Origin of the sequence: Legionella drozanskii LLAP-1, from assembly GCF_001467585.1 — a bacterium.
Taxonomy (GTDB): Bacteria; Pseudomonadota; Gammaproteobacteria; order Legionellales; family Legionellaceae; genus Tatlockia; species Tatlockia drozanskii.
In genome coordinates, this window is sequence record NZ_LNXY01000020.1 from 375,069 (window position 1) to 394,613 (window position 19,545).

Genomic DNA, 19,545 nt, shown 5'->3' on the forward strand with positions numbered 1-19,545 from the left:
CCGAAAAATAGTGTCCTAGCGCAATTGGGAAGGTTAATTGCGCGAATAATGGCGCGCTAAGCGATCGCCTCCCATTTGCAGCAGCTGAACGATGATTATCAAAACAAAAACAGTCGCTAACATAATCCCGACATTAAAACGTTGATAGCCATAACGAATGGCTAAGTCACCCAAACCACCGCCACCAACGGTACCCGCCATGGCAGAATAATTGACCAAAGTAATGGCCGTCACAGTGACTGCTTGAATTAATGCGGGAAATGCTTCGGGTAGCAAAATATAACGAATCATTTGCCAAGTATTGGCTCCCATGGAAAAACCTGCTTCGATCAAGCCTGCGGGTAGCGTTTGATAGACATTATCCACCAGGCGTGCAAAAAACGGAGTTGCACCTAAAGTCAGTGGAACCATTGCAGCATGTATACCAATAGAGGTACCCACCAAAAGACGGGTGAAAGGAATCAAAGCGACTAACAATATAATAAAAGGAATCGAGCGACTAATGTTAATTAATCCAGAAATAAAGCGACTTATCCAAGCATGAGGCTTGATTTTAGTACTCGTGAAAAGCAAGGTCCCTAAAGGAAGTCCTAAGATAATGGCAAATAGTGTACTAGCAACAACCATGTAGATCGTTTCGCCACTGGCTATCAGCAAATCATAAAGCATCGTCAGTGACATATCCTAAAATCTCCACAGTTAAATTGGCCTTCTCGCAACGTTCGATAAATTGTTTTAATAAAGCCTCATTCGCAGTTAATTCAACCACTAAAACGCCACAGGTAATCGTATCAAAGCGGTCAATATTTGCGAGTAAGATATTAATATCTAAATGTAATTCACGACTAGTTTTACTAATAAAAGGGACAGTCGCTGTTTCTCCTTGGAAAAATAAACGCAATAAAGGCTTATTATTAGGAAAATTGGATAAATTCCCCGAGAGACAGGCGGGTAATTGTGGACTAAGCTGGGCATACAACATCGCTTTAGCCACACTCTCTTCTTTAGAGAACACATTGGATAATGCCGTCGTTTCGACAATTTCTCCATTTTCCATCACTGCTAAGCGATGGCAAATACGTTTCACCACTTCCATTTCGTGGGTAATCAACACCATAGTTATGCCATAGAGTTTGTTAATTTTTTTTAGTAACTCAAGGATGGAATTGGTTGTTTCAGGATCTAAAGCGGAGGTGGCTTCGTCACAAAGTAAAATTTTAGGGGAGCAACTTAAGGCTCGCGCAATGGCTACACGCTGCTTCTGACCCCCACTCAGTTGGTCGGGATAAGCGTCTACTTTGGGTGAAAGTTCGACTAAGGGTAATAATTCATCAATTTTAAATTTAATGCTTTCTTCATCAATCCCTTGGATCCGCATCGGTAGGGCGATATTGTCATAGACCGTTTTGGAGTTGAGCAAATTGAAATGTTGGAAAATCATGGCCATTTTATGGCGGGATTTACGTAAGTTAGCCGGAGATAATTCGGTAATTGTTTCATTGTCAACAATCACCTGGCCCTGATCAGGCTGTTCTAAAAGATTAATACTTCGCAATAAAGTTGATTTACCTGCACCACTTTTACCAATGATGCCAAATATTTCACCTTCTTGTACAAATAAGTTAATATCACGCAATGCGAGCGTGTTATTGTAGGATTTTGTTAACCCATTTAATTCAATCATCACATCAACCTAAGGTATACAGATGCGGGATGCTAGAGAGTAGGAGAGAGGGTGCCCACCGCTTTAGCCGTATTTTCATAGGGATGACCTCAAGCCAAACCAATGAGCGCCCGCAAGCTGAGTTTCAAATCGGCGCAAACTGCCATGATACTATAAATAATGTGAATCATCTAGTTAGAAATTCTATTAGCTTAGATCCTCGGTTTTTTGAGCTTATGTAATTTTCCCTTTTTTAAGAAATAATAACTGAGTCCAAGAACGAGCCCATAGATAAGATGGCCAATTAGTAGAGGAGTATTCGCTTGTATACCTGCGAAATTCCATTGAGAGAATAAAGCTGTGCCAGTAGTTAAGCTAGGCAATAAAGTCATAGGGCCAGCAATCCACAACAAGCTACCAAAGAGAAGTCCTAAAAAGCTCGCAGACCACCAAGAATGAATTAACCAACCTAAAATGAAAGCAAAAATGACGCCGGCTATGATACTGACAATAAAATGAATCATGAGCCCACCAATTTTTGTTGGCAGGTGTGTAAGATTATCCATAAGAATTAAAAAAAAGGTGAACACAATCCCTGCTACAACCCCAGCAACGATACCATTACTAATGCATCTACTATCACACATACCACTCTCCTTAATGCTTTAATGCTGACCTGCTTGTTGTCTCAGTGGTATTCTCATTGCAAGTCTATTTGCAAACAAATCCCTGTATTTATTAGATATCTACGCCTGCCTTTAGTATAGACAAAATTAGAGGTGTCGTTTTTCTCAATTGAAGTGCTGATTCGGTGAACAAAGAAGATAAGCCAGATTCGCCCGATTGCAGATAATATCCCAACATTTTTTACAATATATGCCTTATTAAAACTCTCTTAATGTTCTGGTAATACAGTTTTTATTATAATTATACAAAGATGATTAATTTTAAGAGCTTTATGTCAAGAGAAAGTCAAGCACTATATATGCAGATTTTAGCAAAGCAGGCAAGGGCTCAAGCGCTGATTAACATTGATAAGCTAGCTTTTGATCCGCAGGGACGTATCGTGGTCGATGTTAAATTGCCACTGACAAAAATTATCGAAGAACTGAAATCCGAGTTACATAGAGATATTAGCGATCAAGAGGGTTTAGAAAATATTCTTGGTCAAAAAATTAGTCCTGTTACTACTGTTAGCTTAGATATTAGTGATGAAGAGGACTTAAAACAGACGTTTTCTGAAATAGTAGAAAAAGCATTGAAAAATGCAGGTAGCCCGGCTGATGAGGCTAAAAAACTTGCTACTCAATTTATGTCCCTGCCTAAAGGTAGCATTATCGCTCTGCAACAAGAGCTGCATTTCCATCTAGCTCTCGTTTCTCGTGTCTATCAGACAACGACTAAGCTACAGGACAGAGAACAAGAAATGCAAGCGGCTCATCAATCAGCGATGCTTAGAGTGAACGAATTAGTGATGAATTCCTTAGCCCAGGGTTTAAAGTCTTCGCTCAATCGTGATGGCACTATCAATACAGCTCAATTAAACAAAACACTCGATAAAGCAAGAAAAGCAATTGTGCCTGAAGCACATATTATTTTGCTCGAAGAAATTGCAAGGCACACGGGTGAAATTATTAGCAAGGCTGATCTTAAAATAAAAACGCTTAAAAAAGTTGCCGAAAAAACAACTGCAACACCTAACGATATTCTTCATACTGATAACAACGGTTTAGCGGTTTTAATAGAAGGGTCTGAGAATACTGCTCATGAACGCGTCAAAGGGGAAAAATTCGGACATCGACAAATTATTTCTCATAAGATGGGCCCGGATAATACTGTTGTGGCCAATCAGAATCTTCACATGCAAATTCGTACTCCATCACCTGTAGTGAAGGAAGATTTGGATGAACAAGAATATATTGAAGATGCTAGTAAAAAATTAAAACATATTACTGATAAATATGTGCTAAAAGATCGATTGACTACAGATGACACTAAGCCGAAAGCTTATATTTATAATAGTTATACGGCAATTAATGATACTTTAGATGATCTAACCTCTAAAAATCGACAAACCAAAAGCGCAATTCATATTTTGCGCGGTGCACATCGTCATAATGCTCGTCAATTATCAAACGCAAGCGATAATCCTTCAGATGCTGTTTTTTGTTTGGTTCAAAACATCTCAGTGAATGGCTTTGGAGATACTTTAGGCTATGACAGCTCTAACACTTTAGTCCAAGAATCGACGTTGATGGCAGAGCTAGCTATGCTACACACGATTTCAGATAGCATTAGCGCTAATAGTTCAACAGTAGTTAGGAAGAATGGCAAACCTAATTTAGAACCCGTTAAGGCAGATGTACAGAAAGAAAAAATAAAAGAGGTTTTCGAGCTTTATAAAAGGTTCCTTAACACTCCTGAGCGTAAATCTTTTTTTGCTGAATCAGCTGAAGGGCAACAAGCGATTCAATTAATCAGCGAACTTAAAGCCGATTGGCGAGCTGAAATCAATTTTTCCCCTACAGCCGGAATTATGGCAAATGCCAAGCTCGGTTTAAAAAATATCATGGCCAATAATCTACATTGGCGTCATGAAAATGCCAAGATTGTACAAGCTTTATGCGTTTTTTCTGAGGAAGTCTCTTTGGGTGGGTGTAAAAGTGGTAATGAGCGTGCGCAAGCCATCAATGGTCGTGTTGCCCTTTTGGATGATTTACTGAATAAAGATGAAAAAGATGCGCAGGAAACCGAAGTGGTTCATCATTTAGCTACACTTGCAAAAAGTGGTAATCAAATTACGGTGTCTAATATCGCTGCATTAAGAAAATCACTGGACAGGCTATACAATGAAAGAGGTCTACAATCAGCCATGTCGCTTATAAGCCTCGTTGATCAAGGCGGACCTGCGAAGGTGGAAGCAAAACCACGAGGAGTGTATGTCTCAAGGAATTATGCAGAAGAAAAGGTTGATAGCATCGATAATCTTTATCAAAAAAATTCAAGCCGGTTTCAGGCTCACAAAGAGTTAACGAGTATGATGCTTAAAGCGACTGAGGGCAATCTGCGCAGCTGGTGGGCTCGTATGAAGTCAACTCCGTTAGGAATTGTAGGAGCCATCGCAGGTACGGTTTTTGTTTTTCCTGCAGCCTACATCTTGATTGACACTTACCTGAGTAATAAAGAGAAGGTAGCAGCGGTTAGCATTTCAAGAATGGAGGCAGCCAAGCAATATAGACCCAGCACTCCAGAGGTTTCACCAGGTTTGGCCGGGTTGGGATCTAGAAATGACGAGAATTTTGATGATGAAGAGCAGTCTAATAATGGCTTAAGGGAAAAGGGTAAAGAAAAGGCTCAAAAACCTACAAAAGAAATGGATCAAGGGTCTTCTCTAGCTCTTTTAGAGTCTGACTCTGACTCTGACCATAAAGGGCCTGAATTTTCTTAGATAAAAGTCTGAACCTCAGGCCACTATCAATGTCTGTGTCTCTAACTACTCGCCTAATTCCTCACGGTTCTTAAAATGCTCAAGGGCTTCGGGATTGGCGAGGGAGTTAAGATTATTGACCTTTTTCCCATGAACAACTTCTCTGACTGCTACTTCCACAATCTTGCCACTGATCGTTCTGGGAATATCAGCAACTTGTAAGATTTTCGCGGGGACATGGCGAGGAGAAGCGTTGTGACGTATGGTATGACGAATAGTGTCTTTTAAAGGTTCGTCAAGCTCCACCCCTTCTCTCAATTTAACAAACAGCACAACACGGACATCATCTTGCCAATCCTGCCCAACGACAATGCTCTCTATAATCTCCGGAATTTTTTCCACTTGACGATAGATTTCAGCGGTCCCGATGCGCACGCCGCCAGGATTTAATACCGCATCCGAACGTCCATAAATAATGAGCCCATTATGTTTGGTTATTTCAGCAAAATCCCCATGCGCCCAAACCTTGTCAAAACGTTCAAAGTAAGCGTGCTTATACTTTGCTTTTTCAGGATCATTCCAGAAACTCACTGGCATGGAAGGAAAAGCTTTGGTACAAACGAGCTCACCACGCTCTTCATGGACAGCATGCATTTGTTCATCAAAAATTTCTACGGCCATCCCCAAGCCCAGGCATTGGAGTTCACCACGGTAGACTGGAAGAATAGGATTACCTAAAGCAAAACAAGAGACAATGTCTGTCCCCCCAGAAATAGAGCTCAATTGGACCTCCGGTTTGATTTCTTGATAGACGAAATCATAATTCCTAGGTAATAAAGGGGAGCCGGTGGAAAGAATTGTTCGTAGTGTTTTCAATGAAAAATGTTTTCTGGGGGTAATGCCTTCTTTTTCTACTGAAGAAATGAATTTAGCGCTCGTGCCAAAAACCGTGATTTTCTCGTCATCTATTAATTGAAAAAGTCGATCAGCTCTAGGGTAGGTCGGTGCCCCTTCATAGAGGGTGAGTGTTGCTCCTAAAGCTAAAATTGACACCATCCAATTCCACATCATCCAGCCACAAGTGGTGTAGAAACAGAGATTATCCTTGTCAGTCAGGTCGCTGTGTAAGCCCAGTTCTTTTAAGTGCTGCAATAAAGTGCCGCCCGCACCATGAACAATGCATTTGGGTTTGCCAGTAGTACCAGATGAGAAAAGGATATAGACAGGATGGGCAAAGGGTAGGGGGTTAAATTGACACTCTTTACTGGGCTCAAGAAAATCATCCCAAACTACAGCATGTTTCAGCTGACTAAGATCAGGGTTACTAAAAATAATAGGGCAGATCACGATTTTCGCTAGCGAAGGAATTGTTTTACTCAATGCTATTATTTTTTCGCTACCATCGTGTTTTTTACCTGAATATTGATGACCATCACAAATAAACAGTACTTTTGGTTCAATTTGACCTAAGCGATCAAGTGCGGCCTGTGGGCCAAAATCAGGAGAACAAGAGGACCAAATCGCCCCAAGCGAAGTGGTGGCTAACATGGCAATAAGGGTATATGAAACATTCGGCATCACCGCGGCCACACGATCACCAGTGACTACCCCAGCCTTTCTCAAACCTTCCGCACAGCTCGCAACCAACTCATACAGCATTTGATAGCTTATAACTTGTCGATCCCCATTTTCATTCACAGAAATCAGTGCTGGATGGTCATCACGACGGGATAATAATTTTTCTGCGAAATTAAAGGTCGCGCCACTAAACCAGCGTGCATCAATCATATCATCATAGTGATTGAGTATTTCTTTGGCGGGGGTGTTATAACTAAGACCAAAAAAATCACTAAGTGTTTGCCAAAACAGCGCGGGATCGGTAATCGACCAATGATGTAATTCTTGGTAGTTTTTGAATTGTAGTGGGGGGTGTCTTTGTTCTGTAAAACGCATGAATTGCCACATTCTTGTTTTTTCTGGCTGTTTGGGTTCCCATACTACTGATTTCATTTGTTACGATCCTTGCCTGTTGTAATTATTTCTTAAAATACATACTTGTATAGCAGTCAAGAATCTTTCTATTTTGATGTTGTGTCAATCTATTTTCTAAATTATCTGTGGGCACAATTTTGTCATTAGTCGCTGTCGCGTAATGTTTTATCCCCCTCTCCCTATCCCCCTCCTCTAGGGGGCTAGGGGATTTTTAAGGCATTTTTGTTACCTAGGTTCCGGTCATACAGAGAGGGATTTTAAACTATTACGCAAAAGCGACGAGTTAAGCTTTAATACAGGGCTGCTGTTGCGTAATGCAATGAATTCCCCCGCCACCGGCAAATACATCCAAAGCATCAATCTGAGTAATCTGATAACTTGGAAAAAGCTGGCAAAAGAGCTCATAGGCTGCGTTATCGTATTTTGCATGGCCAAATGCTGGCATGACAATACCTTGATTGGCTAAATAAAAATTAATATAAGACAGCGTCAAGCGTTCATTATTGATATAAGTAGCTGGAGGCTGTTCGACGGTAAAGATTTCAAATGGTCTACCTTTTGCATCAGTCGCCGCTTTTAAGGTTTCTAAATTCTCATGGAGAATGTGATAATTTTCATCCTCTTTGTCTTGAGTAATCAAGCAGAGAACCTTTCCTGGAGCGATAAAACAGGCGATTTCGTCGATATGGCCATCGGTTTCATCTCCGATTAATCCCTTGTTTAACCATATAATTTTTTCAGCGCCTAGATAAGCAAGAAGATAATTTTCAATTTCAGACTGAGATAATTGTGGATTACGATTAGCATTTAACAAGCATTCTTTACTCGTGAGCACAGTTCCTTCGCCATCGACATGAAAGGAACCTCCCTCCATGACTAAAGGCGCTTTAAAATGCCGTGCATGGGTTTCGCGAATAATTGCACTGGCAATTTGATTGTCTAAAGCGCAATCTGGGTAATTTCCTCCCCAGGCATTATGAATCCAGTCAACACCGGCTAATTCTTTTTGTGAATTCAATAAGAAGGTTGCGCCGGTGTCACGCGTCCAAGAATCGTTAATAGCTAGCGTGAGTAGGCGAATTTGTTCTCCACACAGTGTTCTTGCTGACTCTTCGTCTCCGGGGTTGACAATCATGGTCACCGGCTCGTATTGAGCAATCGCCTTGGCTACTCGAGCGTAGGCTTCCCGCGCGCGTTCAAAACCAATAGGTGCCCAGGTTTCTTGATGGCAAGGCCAAGCCATCCAACAACCGGCATGCGGATACCACTCGGGAGGCATGTAAAATCCTGCTTGTTTAGGTGTCAACATAATTATCCTTTCGTTTTGTTGCTGTCGAGGTAAGTTTGCTGTGTGAAAATGCTACGTAATTCATTTAAATAAGTCTGAATTTTTTCGTTGGGGAAATCGGCACTAATTAACTGTTTCTCATAAGATAACAGCAATTTTTTAGTATCATAATGCGCATAATTCAAGACATTCGTCACGGTATCACCGCTCACTAAATCGTTGATTTCAAAATGGCCATTCCCTAATAATTTCACATCCAATGAATTGGTATCCCCAAAAAGATTATGCAAATTACCCAAGATTTCCTGATAAGCGCCGACCAGAAAGAAAGCAAGATCGTAGGGCTTGGTTTCATCATAGGGTGGCAGCATTAAAGTGGTATTGATACAAGATTTGCCCGGGTACCGTTTTATCGTGCCGTCTGAGTCACAGGTCAAGTCTTGCAGGATACTGTGCATGCTGGGTTTTTGAATCAATTGCGAAATTGGGGCGACTGGAAAAATTTGACCAATGGCCCAGGCATCAGGCATGGATTGAAAAAATGAGAGGTTGCAAAATATTTTAGCAGCCATTCGTTCATTAATAAGGTCCATCAATTCGCAATCACTGGGGTTATTTTCATCCAATAGTTGCTGAATTTCAAAACAAATTGCGGTAAATAATTGCTCTACTTTTGCCTTTTCCTGTAAGCTAATAATACTATGTTTAAAGAGAGAATGGGCTTCTTCTAAAGCATGGCTAGCGTAGTTGTATATCTCAGAAGGAAGATTTTGAGAGATCGTTTGGTAAGTATCCCAGATGTCATGAATCACATTCGAATCACTGGCCTCGGGCCGGGGAAGCCTATCGGTTTTTTTAATTAATTCTACGTCAGTAATGTTAGTGACCAAAACGGCATGATGCGCAGTGAGGGCGCGACCTGATTCGGAAATGAGATTGGGCTCAGGCATATTCGCTTCTTCACAAAGAGGGCGTAGTGCTAAAAGAATATTGGTCGCGTATTCCTTTACGGTGTAATTCATTGAGCAATCTGAACTGGAGTGCGTGCCTTCGTAATCGACTCCAAGGCCTCCACCGACATCAATTGTCGTAATGGGCGCTTGTAGGCGTCGTAGTTCAACATAATAACGAGCGACTTCCTGCATGCAATGGCGAATATCGTGGATATTGGCAATTTGCGAACCCAAATGACAGTGCATTAATTGAAAGCAATCTAAGTAATTATTGGCCTTTAATTGATTGATGACATCCAGCACTTGTTCTGCATTCAAACCAAATTTTGATTTATCACCGCCGGTATTTTCCCATTTACCCGCTCCTTTCGTCATCAGGCGAATGCGTAGTCCAATTTTAGGTTTTATACCTAAGCGTGCTGATTCTTTCAGAATAATATCAAGCTCGGAACGTTTTTCAATAACAATAAAAACCTCATGTCCCATCTGTTGCGCAATTAATGCAGTGCGAATATAGCAACTGTCTTTATAACCATTACAAACGATAGTGGACGGATTTTGGCCGAGCAAGCCAATAACAGCCATTAATTCGGGCTTAGATCCTGCTTCTAGACCAACAGGATGGTCCGGTGCTTTTAAGATTTCTCTAACGACACAATATTCTTGGTTAACTTTAATTGGATAAACCAATTTGTAAGTCCCTTGGTAGTCATTTTCTTTAATCGCTTCTGCAAACGCTTGATTGAGCTTGATTACCCTGTCATGAAGAATGTCGGTAAAACGAATTAGGAGGGGCAATTGCAATCCCGCACGACTGGCTGCGTTAACTATGGCTTGCAATTCGACGCCTTTATCCTCGGGTTTTTTGCTAACAGCAATATTTCCCTGTGGGTTGATGTTGAAATAACCTTCACCCCAATGTTCTATGTTGTATAAATTATCATCAGATAATGCATTAACTATCATTAATTCATCCCACAATGGATTGACGCGGTTTAACTAATTCCTGATAAGTTTCAGGTTCTCTTTGAGTAGCAAAGGGGAATAGACGTCCCCATAGTGCTCGTTGACTAAAATCTAAGTCGGTGACTAATACAGCAGGTTCATGGCGTGGAGCTTGGACTAAAATTTCACCTAAAGGATTGGAAATAAAACTACTACCATAAAACTCTAGACCATTTTCGTTACCAATACGATTAACGGCAACCATGAAGGTATTTGCCATAATTCCTTGCGCAACCATGACTTTTTGCCACATGGGTTGACTATCAAAGCCTGGAGCAGTGGGTTCTGCACCAATTGCTGTAGGATAAACGATAATCTCGGTATCTTTTAAACCATAAATTCGGGATAGCTCAGGAAACCATTGATCATAGCAAGTCGGCATACCAAAGCGGTGTCCAGCTAAAGTATGAACGGGATAATTAGAATCGCCGGGTTTAAAATAATAATCTTCATGATACTTCTCGCCGCTCGGAATATGTTGTTTGCGAGTAACAGCAATCAATTGCCCCGACTCATCAAACGCAACAGCCGTATTATAGCCTGCATTTTCAAACAGCGAGGCAGTGATAGTGACCTTCGCTGATTTAGCTATTGCCGAAACAAAACTTGCAGTCGGCCCAGTCGCTATATCTTCTTTATAAGGAGCAGGGTCTACATCAGATCGAGTGCAGAAATAGGGCGAGAGTGTCAGTTCTTGTAAACAAACAATCTGCGCACCTTGTTTAGCAGCGGCAAATATCCCCGATGCAAGACGATCTTGGTGTTCCTGAGGATTTTCACTCCATTTTTCTTGGACTAAGCCTATTCTTAATACGTTCTTGTTCATCTATCGTCTCATTTAATTAATAACATTCTTTAAACCTGGAAAAAGCACTCGCGCCCCATAGCGAGGTGGTTTAGAGCTTTTCTAGATAGGAAGGTGAATTATAACCCGAAAATCTATTGTGTGACGTCAAAGTGGCGCTAAATTTGGTAAAATAGACTATATGAAATGCAGTTGCAATAAAAATTTCGATTCAAATTGCGTTGTTCTTGCGTTGACTTGTAGCCACACGAGCCTTTATCAAACATTAACTCTGATTAGCCAACAAAGCATTAGCTACTTTCGATTGATTCTTTTTCCCTAAGGCTTTACAAATCATGTCGCCAGCGGCCACGATCTTGAAAATATCGACGCCGGTTTCTATCCCCAAACCATGCATAAGATACAAAACATCCTCTGTGGCTACATTACCCGTTGCACCTCGAGCATAGGGACAGCCGCCAAGCCCTGCAACTGAGCTATCAAAACGGTTGATCCCGCATTCCAGGGAAGTAAAAATATTAGCTACCGCTTGCCCATAAGTATCATGAAAATGCATCCCTAATTGGGAAATGGGTAGGAGTTCTAACATTTCTTCGATGACTGCCTTAGTTTGTTTGGGTGTGCCCACACCGATAGTATCACCCAGACATAGTTCATCCACATTAAACTTAAGCAATTGTCGAGCGACTGAAGCCACTTGTTGAGGGGTAATTTTTCCTTCATAGGGACAGCCAAGTGCACAGGAAATATAGGCTCGAACTCTAATTTTATGTGCTTTAGCTAATGCTAATACGGGTTCAAAACGGGCAATGCTTTCAGCAATTGAGCAATTAATATTGCGCTGATTAAAGGTTTCGCTGGCTGCAGTAAACACCGCAATTTCTTTTACGCCTACTTCTAAGGCTTTTAACATGCCACGTTCGTTTGGCACTAAGGCTGAATAATGAACAGAAGCGAGTTTTTTGATTGTGGTAAATACTGCTTCATTATCGGCGAGTTGAGGAATTGCTTTTGGGGAAACAAAACTCGTGACTTCAATGTGCTCTAAACCACTTTCATTCAGCAAATTGATTAACTCCACTTTAGTCTCGGTTGGTACGAAGGATGATTCATTTTGTAAACCATCGCGTGGACCCACCTCAACGATTTTGACTTTTTGTGGATAGTTCATGGTTATCCCTAAACCGATTTAGTCTTTTAAGGCCAATAATTCAGCCCCTTCATTCACCTGTGAGCCCACTTCATAATAGAGCTCAGCAAGTACACCATCTTTGGGAGCGTGAATAGTATGCTCCATTTTCATTGCTTCCAAAACAATTAAACTTTCACCTTCTTTGACGGTATCTCCTTTATTTTTCAAAATGGCAACCACCGTGGCCGGCATGGGAGCGGTAAGTTGCCCTTTTTTTGCGCTAGTTTGTGCACCATAATTTTGCCAGTTGAAACGTTCAAGGAGAAGAGGACCTTGTTCAGTATACAAGCAAATACTCTGCGGTTGATTAACAAACAACATTTGATGCGTTTGCTGACCATCGTTTAAATAGAGGTGCTCGCCATCAAGCCCTGCGGTTATAGAACATTCTTCTTCTTCATTCTGCTGTAGTTTGAAAGTATTTAAATCAACAGGCGTAATTTTTACCTCTATCTGTTGCTCACCCATCAAATAACGCCAATGCCAATGACTGGATAAATGCATTTGCCAAGCAAAACTTTGTTGAAAAAGAGGATCAGAAAGATTTTTGGAGAGGGCGAGATAATCATGACTCGCTGCCATTAATAGGGCTAAATTCTCGTCAGGTTTGGGAAACTGAATCGTTTCTTGGCTTAAGAAATCAGTACTCAGCTCGGCGTTGCTAAAACGTGGATGCTCACAAATAGCAAGTAAGAAAGGGATATTGCTTTTTACGCCGCCGATCGCAAAGTGCTTGAGTGCTTGCTTTAGCCGGTGCAGGGCTTGCTCGCGCGTTTCGCCCCAGGCGATTAACTTGGCAATCATGGGGTCATAAAATTTAGAAATATCGGACTGGGTAGTGATGCCACTATCAATGCGAATGCCGTTGCCTGTAGGCTCTTTTAAGAAATTAATTTTGCCAATTGAAGGGATAAAACCTTGATTTGGATCTTCGGCATAAATACGGCATTCAATAGCATGGCCTTGGGCAAGAATATTAGTTTGTGCTACTGGAATAGGCTCGTTGGCTGCTATTTTTAATTGCCAGGCTACTAAATCAAATCCGGTTATCATTTCAGTAACAGGATGTTCAACTTGTAGGCGTGTATTCATTTCCATGAAATAAAAATGCTCATTGCCATCCACTAAAAATTCGACAGTACCTGCGCCGCGATAATCAATCGAACGAGCCACTTCGCAAGCTGCTTTAGCTAAACTTTGGCGTAAAGATTCTGATAAATTAGGTGCTGGTGCTTCTTCAATAATTTTTTGGTGACGTCTTTGAATCGAACAATCACGCTCAAAGATATGAACGATTTGCCCGTGATTATCGGCCATAATTTGCACTTCAACATGGCGAGGGTTGCTGATTAATTTTTCGATGAGCATGGTATCATCGGCAAAACTGGCCATGGATTCTCGTCTAGCACTGGCCAAGGCTTGAGAAAATTCTGTTTCATCATAGACCGCCCGCATGCCTTTTCCACCACCACCGCAGGCTGCTTTTAATAATACCGGAAAACCAATTTGGCGCGCTTCTTTCAGCAAACGCTCATCAGATTGTTCACTGCCATGGTAGCCTGGAGTCAGGGGAACGCCTGTTTTTTCAAGCATTTGCTTAGCTATTTGTTTGGAGCCCATCGCCTCCATTGCCGCGGCTGAAGGGCCAATGAAAACGATTCCTGCCTCCGTACAAGCTTTGGCAAAATGCGGGTTTTCGGATAAAAAACCATAGCCGGGGTGTATCGCTTCTGCACCACTGGATTTTGCTGCAGCAATAATCGCCTCAATGTTCAGATAACTTGATTTTGCAGGCGCATCCCCTACCCAATAGGCGCTATCAGCTTGGTACACATGCTGGCTATTTTTATCCGCGGTAGAATAAATTGCCACACTGTGAATTCCCAGCTGCTTTGCAGTTCTGATAATGCGGCAAGCAATTTCACCGCGGTTGGCGATAAGAATTTTATTAAACATGGAAATCCTTAGTTCCAGTTAGGTGCTTCTTTATTAAGAAAGGCATGTAATCCTAGCTGCCCTTCGGCAGATACGCGTTTCTTTGCAATTAGAGCAGCGGTGCGTAGCATAATGGCTTCGTCAATCGTTTTGCCAGAAACTTGATCAACTAAGGTTTTACAAGCACTAACCGCTTGCGGAGCAAGTTTAGCGATTTGTTCTGCATAATTGAAGGTGAAAGGCCAAAGTTCTTCGTCAGCCACACAATGTTGTACCAGTTGCAAGCGTTTAGCTTCCTCGCCATCAAAAGTTTCTGCGGTCATAAATAAATGTTTCGCGGCGCGCTCACCAATTGCTTTGACCACATAGGGACTGATGACTGCCGGGATTAATCCGAGCTTCACTTCTGAAAAGCAAAAGCGGGCAGCTGTTGAAGCAATTGCAAGATCACAGGCGGCAGCCAGACCGGCGCCACCACCAAAGGCAGCGCCTTGTATCATCGCAATGGTTGGTTTGGGGCTTTGATTGAGAGTGTACATCACTCGTGCAAGCACCAGCGCGTCGTTAAGATTCTCTTCTTCACTAAACTCTGCCATGCGCTGCATCCAGGCGAGATCAGCGCCTGCGGAAAAATGTTTGCCGTTCGCTTTAAGTATAATTGCGCGCACTTGCGGGTGCGCGATGGCTTCATCAAGGGTGTGTTGCAGGGCAGTCAATAAATGATCGTCAAAGGCATTATGTTTATTAACACGATTTAAAGTGATAACAAAAATTCGGTCCTGCAATTCGCTTAATAAATCACTCATTGTTTCCCCCTGTCACATGCGAAAGACGCCAAAATGAGTTGCTTTGATCGGTGCATTTAAGGCGGCTGATAAGCTTAATCCCAAGATCGTTCGTGTATCTTCAGGTGCGATAACCCCATCATCCCATAATCTAGCACTGGCGTAATAGGGGTTGCCTTGCATTTCGTATTGCGCGCGCAACTCGGCTTTAAATGCTTCCTCTTCTTCCGCTGGCCAGACTTTATCGTGTTTGCTGTATTTATCCCGATTCACTTGGGCCAGCACATTGGCGGCTTGTTCACCACCCATCACTGAAATGCGTGAGTTCGGCCACGACCATAAAAAACGCGGATCATAGGCGCGGCCGCACATCGCATAGTTACCCGCACCAAAGCTGCCGCCAACTATCACGGTAAATTTAGGGACTTGGGCATTGGCCACTGCGGTCACCATTTTCGCGCCATGTTTAGCGATACCAGCCGCTTCGTATTTACTACCCACCATAAAACCAGTGATGTTTTGTAAAAAAATAAGAGGAATTTTGCGTTGGCAACATAATTCAATAAAGTGAGTGCCTTTTAGTGCGCTTTCACCAAATAAGATGCCATTATTGGCAATAATTCCCACTGGGTAGCCAAAAAGGTGAGCGAAGCCGCAAACGAGTGTCGTGCCATAAAGTGCCTTAAACTCATCAAATTCTGAGGCATCGACGATTCGCGCAATTATTTCGCGAATGTCAAAAGGCTTACGGGGGTCGGTGGGAATGATACCATTCAATTCTTTGACGTCATAAACAGGCTCGCGGTTTGGAATGCGTGTCAGCGTTTCAGGTTTTTGACGATTTAAATGGCTGACAGCAATTCGCGCTAAATGCAGGGCATGAGCATCATTTTCAGCATAATGATCCGCGACCCCAGATTGTCGGCAATGCACCTCGGCTCCGCCTAATTCTTCAGCGCTAATCACTTCACCGGTCGCTGCTTTGACCAGCGGTGGGCCACCTAAAAAAATCGTGGCTTGTTTTTTAACCATAATCGATTCATCAGCCATGGCGGGTACATAAGCGCCGCCAGCAGTGCATGATCCCATAACTACAGCAATTTGCGGTATGTTTTCCGCGGAAAGAGTGGCTTGATTATAAAAAATTCGGCCGAAATGATCGCGGTCGGGGAAAACCTCATCTTGCCTAGGGAGAAAAGCACCGCCCGAATCAACAAGATAGATGCAAGGCAAATAATTTGCTTTGGCTATTTCTTGAGCGCGCAAATGTTTTTTAACGGTGAGAGGGTAGTAGGTTCCCCCTTTTACTGTCGCATCGTTAACGACAATCATGCATTGAGTACCGGAGACTTGGCCAATCCCGGTAATAATTCCTGCTGCTGGAACATGATCTTCATACACTTGATAAGCTGCAAGTTGCGAAAGCTCGAGAAAAGGACTACCTGGATCGAGTAATTGCTGTAATCGTTCACGAGGGAGTAATTTTCCATGCTGTAAATGCCTGTGGCGTGCTTTTTCATCACCACCTTCAGCGATTTTTCTAACGGTACGTTGCAAGCCATCAAGCATATCTTGCATATATGCCTGATTTTCTTTGAATTCATTACTAGCAGGATTTAATTGACTGATGAGTTTAGCCATGAATAACCCTTAAAAACGTATCAATACATTACTTAATACAATGACAAGCCATAAACACCAAGTTAATTCAATAAAATAGGGCATTTCTTTTCCCTTAACTAACCTGAAGCTGAGAGCCGGGATGGCCGCAATAATAACGGGTATAGCGACCAAAAGAATCACCTTGCGGAACACTAAGCCTAAACCACCTTGACTAAAAATGGGTGTTAATTTGATATTAATGAACGCGTATAACATATCGATATACACGATTAGCATGTGAGCAAACCGAGCGAAAATGACAACCACAATACTGAGTAATAAATAGATAAGAGCTGGTCTAAGCATGTACATCCCTTAGTTTGTTGAAATTTAAATACGGTTTATATTTCGCATCTAGGTTGGGCCTTGGCCCAACCTAGATTATTTATACCATTTCAATCGCAATTGCTGTGGCTTCGCCTCCACCAATGCATAAAGAAGCGATACCGCGTGATTTTTGTTGTTGCTTTAAGGCATGCATTAAAGTAACAATAATTCGCGCACCAGAAGCACCAATTGGATGACCTAAAGCACAGGCACCGCCGTGAATATTTACTTTGTCCGGATCAAGTTCAAGTTGAGTAATAGCAGCCATTGCAACCACCGCAAACGCTTCATTAATTTCATACAAATCAACTTCAGAGGAATGCCAACCTGCTTTATCAAGAACTTTACGCATTGCATCCACAGGAGCAGTAGTAAACCATTGAGGCGCTTGAGCATGACTTGCATGAGCGATAATGCGGGCCAAAGGTTGCAATCCTCTTTTTTTCGCATTTGCTGCTGTCATGAGAATTAGACTCGCTGCACCATCAGAAATCGAACTTGAATTGGCAGCAGTCACTGTACCGTCGGCTTTAAAAGCAGGGCGCAATTGGCTTATTTTGCCAAGTTTATTCGCATCGGGGCTTTCGTCTTGTTTAACGATGATTTCACCTTTACGATCGGCAATAATCACAGGAACAATTTCTTCAGCAAAGGCATTATTTTGCTGTGCTTCTAGCGCACGGGTTAAGGAACGTATTGCATAGTCATCTTGTTGCTGACGAGAAAATTGGAAATGACTAGCTGTTGCCTCTGCATAACAACCCATTAATTGACCGCGCTCATAAGCATCTTCTAAACCATCTAAAAACATATGATCTTTAAGCTCGCCATGTCCTAAACGATACCCTGCACGAGCCTTAGCTAATAAATAAGGCGCATTGCTCATGCTTTCCATACCACTGGCAAGAATAACATTGGCAGAACCTGCTTTGAGTAGGTCATGAGCCAGCATAACTGCTTTCATACCTGAGCCACACATTTTATTGACCGTTGTGGCATTCGCAGAATTGGGGATACCTGCTTTAATAGCGGCTTGCCTAGCCGGTGCTTGGCCAATACCAGCTTGTAATACGCAACCACTGATGACTTCGTCGATATCAGCAGGAGAAATTTTTGCCTGAGCAATTGCTGCTTGATGCGCAACAGCTCCTAACTCTGGGGCAGATAAAGCAGATAAAGCACCCATCATAGATCCCATGGGTGTTCTTTTTGCTGCAACAATTACAATGTCATTCTGTTCCATGTTTATTTCTCCCTTAGGCAGTTTCTTTAAAAAGTTCACGTCCGATTAACATTCGTCTAATTTCAGAGGTACCCGCTCCAATTTCATAGAGCTTTGCATCACGTAACAATCGGCCTGTTGGATATTCGTTGATATATCCATTACCGCCTAGAATTTGAATGGCTTGCAGCGCCATTTGTGTCGCTTTTTCGGCGGTATATAAAATCACTCCAGCGGCATCTTTCCTACTGACTTTAGCTAGATCGCATGCACGGGCGACGGCGTAGAGGTAAGCACGTGAAGCACTTAATTCGGTGTACATATCGGCTAATTTGCCTTGGATGAATTGGAATTCACCAATGGCTTGATTAAATTGTTTGCGTTCATGGACGTAGGGTAAGACGACATCCATGCAAGCTTGCATGATGCCGATCGGTCCTGCAGCTAGTACGGTGCGTTCGTAATCAAGGCCACTCATTAGAACCTTGACTCCTTTGTGGATTTCACCAAGGACATTTTCCGCAGGTATTTCGCAATCTTCAAATACTAGTTCACAAGTATTTGAGCCTCGCATACCGAGCTTATCCAGTTTTTGGGCTGTATGAAAACCACGAAGTCCTTTCTCAATGATAAAGGCAGTAATTCCTTTGCTTTCAGCTTGCTTATCTGTTTTAGCATAAACAACGAGGACATCCGCATCGGGGCCGTTGGTAATCCACATTTTAGTGCCATTCAAGATGAACTTATTGCCTTGGGCTTGTGCCTGTAATTGCATACTGACCACATCAGAACCGGAATTAGACTCGCTCATTGCGAGCGCGCCTATGTATTCTCCACTAATAAGTTTAGGTAGATAACGTTGTCTTTGCTCGGGATTGCCGTTTAGATAGATTTGATTGACACAGAGATTGGAATGAGCCCCATAGCTTAAGCCAACTGAAGCCGAGGCACGTGATATTTCTTCCATAGCAATGACATGAGCGAGATAGCCCATATTTGCTCCGCCGTATTCTTCACTTACAGTAATACCTAGCAGGCCCATCTCACCTAGTTTTCGCCATAAATGATTCGGGAAAGCATTTTCTGTATCAATTTTGGCAGCGAGAGGGGCTATTTCTTTTTGGGCAAAATGATAAACACTGTCGCGCAACAGGTCATAAGTTTCGCCCAAATGGTGTTGTAAACCAGTGTGCATAGATGACTTCCTGTAACTAAACCAAATAGGCTAGACTATACCCAATCGAATTGAACTTGCAACATCAATTTAATTTGCTTGACTATAATTGAAG

15 protein-coding genes are annotated in these 19,545 nt (G+C 42.3%); 1 reads left to right on the plus strand and 14 read right to left on the minus strand.

The window, feature by feature from the left end; translation table 11 throughout:
* Nucleotides 1–33: 33 nt before the first annotated feature.
* The 3 genes from Ldro_RS06040 to Ldro_RS06050 all read right to left on the minus strand — a co-directional run bounded on the left by Ldro_RS06040 (nucleotide 34) and on the right by Ldro_RS06050 (nucleotide 2,310).
* Entirely contained in the window at nucleotides 34–681 is a 648-nt protein-coding gene (locus Ldro_RS06040) for a methionine ABC transporter permease (RefSeq protein ID WP_058495501.1), read from the minus strand.
* The gene (locus tag Ldro_RS06045) at nucleotides 659–1,684 is read right to left on the minus strand and encodes a methionine ABC transporter ATP-binding protein (protein WP_058495502.1); all 1,026 of its coding nucleotides are present in this window, start codon (nucleotides 1,682–1,684) and stop codon (nucleotides 659–661) included. Before Ldro_RS06045 ends, Ldro_RS06040 begins: the two co-directional genes overlap by 23 nt.
* 191 nt (nucleotides 1,685–1,875) lie before the next feature.
* On the minus strand, nucleotides 1,876–2,310 hold the full coding sequence (locus tag Ldro_RS06050; RefSeq protein WP_058495503.1) for a hypothetical protein: 435 nt from the start codon (nucleotides 2,308–2,310) through the stop codon (nucleotides 1,876–1,878).
* A 311-nt stretch (nucleotides 2,311–2,621) separates the two neighbouring features.
* On the opposite strand from Ldro_RS06050, the gene Ldro_RS06055 reads away from it, so the two are divergent.
* Nucleotides 2,622–5,111 (plus strand): hypothetical protein, encoded by a 2,490-nt coding sequence (locus tag Ldro_RS06055; RefSeq protein ID WP_058495504.1) that lies wholly within the window; start codon nucleotides 2,622–2,624, stop codon nucleotides 5,109–5,111.
* Between the two features lie 45 nt (nucleotides 5,112–5,156).
* Here Ldro_RS06055 and Ldro_RS06060 read toward each other — a convergent pair whose 3' ends face one another.
* The 11 genes from Ldro_RS06060 to Ldro_RS06110 all read right to left on the minus strand — a co-directional run bounded on the left by Ldro_RS06060 (nucleotide 5,157) and on the right by Ldro_RS06110 (nucleotide 19,451).
* Nucleotides 5,157–7,100 carry an acetoacetate--CoA ligase gene (locus tag Ldro_RS06060; protein WP_058495505.1) on the minus strand — a complete coding sequence of 648 codons (1,944 nt, stop codon included), beginning with the start codon at nucleotides 7,098–7,100 and terminating at the stop codon, nucleotides 5,157–5,159.
* Nucleotides 7,101–7,365: 265 nt separating this feature from the next.
* Nucleotides 7,366–8,391: an agmatine deiminase family protein gene (locus Ldro_RS06065; protein ID WP_131764377.1), complete on the minus strand. Its 1,026-nt coding sequence runs from the start codon at nucleotides 8,389–8,391 to the stop codon at nucleotides 7,366–7,368.
* Nucleotides 8,392–8,393: 2 nt separating this feature from the next.
* The gene (speA, locus tag Ldro_RS06070; protein ID WP_058495506.1) at nucleotides 8,394–10,289 is read right to left on the minus strand and encodes a biosynthetic arginine decarboxylase; all 1,896 of its coding nucleotides are present in this window, start codon (nucleotides 10,287–10,289) and stop codon (nucleotides 8,394–8,396) included.
* Nucleotides 10,290–10,293: 4 nt separating this feature from the next.
* Complete coding sequence (locus Ldro_RS06075; protein WP_058495507.1) at nucleotides 10,294–11,154, minus strand: carbon-nitrogen hydrolase; 861 nt, start codon at nucleotides 11,152–11,154, stop codon at nucleotides 10,294–10,296.
* A 244-nt stretch (nucleotides 11,155–11,398) separates the two neighbouring features.
* Entirely contained in the window at nucleotides 11,399–12,304 is a 906-nt protein-coding gene (locus Ldro_RS06080; protein WP_058495508.1) for a hydroxymethylglutaryl-CoA lyase, read from the minus strand.
* 18 nt (nucleotides 12,305–12,322) lie between these two features.
* Entirely contained in the window at nucleotides 12,323–14,281 is a 1,959-nt protein-coding gene (locus Ldro_RS06085) for an acetyl/propionyl/methylcrotonyl-CoA carboxylase subunit alpha (RefSeq protein ID WP_058495509.1), read from the minus strand.
* 8 nt (nucleotides 14,282–14,289) lie between these two features.
* On the minus strand, nucleotides 14,290–15,066 hold the full coding sequence (locus tag Ldro_RS06090; protein ID WP_058495510.1) for an enoyl-CoA hydratase-related protein: 777 nt from the start codon (nucleotides 15,064–15,066) through the stop codon (nucleotides 14,290–14,292).
* 12 nt (nucleotides 15,067–15,078) lie between these two features.
* Nucleotides 15,079–16,686 carry a carboxyl transferase domain-containing protein gene (locus Ldro_RS06095; RefSeq protein WP_058495511.1) on the minus strand — a complete coding sequence of 536 codons (1,608 nt, stop codon included), beginning with the start codon at nucleotides 16,684–16,686 and terminating at the stop codon, nucleotides 15,079–15,081.
* A 9-nt stretch (nucleotides 16,687–16,695) separates the two neighbouring features.
* Nucleotides 16,696–17,013, minus strand: coding sequence for a hypothetical protein (locus tag Ldro_RS06100; RefSeq protein WP_058495512.1), 318 nt, complete (start codon nucleotides 17,011–17,013; stop codon nucleotides 16,696–16,698).
* Nucleotides 17,014–17,092: 79 nt separating this feature from the next.
* On the minus strand, nucleotides 17,093–18,277 hold the full coding sequence (locus Ldro_RS06105; RefSeq protein WP_058495513.1) for a thiolase family protein: 1,185 nt from the start codon (nucleotides 18,275–18,277) through the stop codon (nucleotides 17,093–17,095).
* Nucleotides 18,278–18,290: 13 nt separating this feature from the next.
* On the minus strand, nucleotides 18,291–19,451 hold the full coding sequence (locus tag Ldro_RS06110; protein ID WP_058495514.1) for an isovaleryl-CoA dehydrogenase: 1,161 nt from the start codon (nucleotides 19,449–19,451) through the stop codon (nucleotides 18,291–18,293).
* Nucleotides 19,452–19,545: the final 94 nt, after the last annotated feature.

Coding starts and splice junctions, on each gene's coding strand:
- Ldro_RS06040 (WP_058495501.1), bottom strand. CDS start 681: ATGTCACTGACGATGCTTTATGATTTGCTGATAGCCAGTGGCGAAACG.
- Ldro_RS06045 (WP_058495502.1), bottom strand. CDS start 1,684: ATGATTGAATTAAATGGGTTAACAAAATCCTACAATAACACGCTCGCA.
- Ldro_RS06050 (WP_058495503.1), bottom strand. CDS start 2,310: ATGTGTGATAGTAGATGCATTAGTAATGGTATCGTTGCTGGGGTTGTA.
- Ldro_RS06055 (WP_058495504.1), top strand. CDS start 2,622: ATGTCAAGAGAAAGTCAAGCACTATATATGCAGATTTTAGCAAAGCAG.
- Ldro_RS06060 (WP_058495505.1), bottom strand. CDS start 7,100: ATGAAATCAGTAGTATGGGAACCCAAACAGCCAGAAAAAACAAGAATG.
- Ldro_RS06065 (WP_131764377.1), bottom strand. CDS start 8,391: ATGTTGACACCTAAACAAGCAGGATTTTACATGCCTCCCGAGTGGTAT.
- speA (WP_058495506.1), bottom strand. CDS start 10,289: ATGATAGTTAATGCATTATCTGATGATAATTTATACAACATAGAACAT.
- Ldro_RS06075 (WP_058495507.1), bottom strand. CDS start 11,154: ATGAACAAGAACGTATTAAGAATAGGCTTAGTCCAAGAAAAATGGAGT.
- Ldro_RS06080 (WP_058495508.1), bottom strand. CDS start 12,304: ATGAACTATCCACAAAAAGTCAAAATCGTTGAGGTGGGTCCACGCGAT.
- Ldro_RS06085 (WP_058495509.1), bottom strand. CDS start 14,281: ATGTTTAATAAAATTCTTATCGCCAACCGCGGTGAAATTGCTTGCCGC.
- Ldro_RS06090 (WP_058495510.1), bottom strand. CDS start 15,066: ATGAGTGATTTATTAAGCGAATTGCAGGACCGAATTTTTGTTATCACT.
- Ldro_RS06095 (WP_058495511.1), bottom strand. CDS start 16,686: ATGGCTAAACTCATCAGTCAATTAAATCCTGCTAGTAATGAATTCAAA.
- Ldro_RS06100 (WP_058495512.1), bottom strand. CDS start 17,013: ATGCTTAGACCAGCTCTTATCTATTTATTACTCAGTATTGTGGTTGTC.
- Ldro_RS06105 (WP_058495513.1), bottom strand. CDS start 18,277: ATGGAACAGAATGACATTGTAATTGTTGCAGCAAAAAGAACACCCATG.
- Ldro_RS06110 (WP_058495514.1), bottom strand. CDS start 19,451: ATGCACACTGGTTTACAACACCATTTGGGCGAAACTTATGACCTGTTG.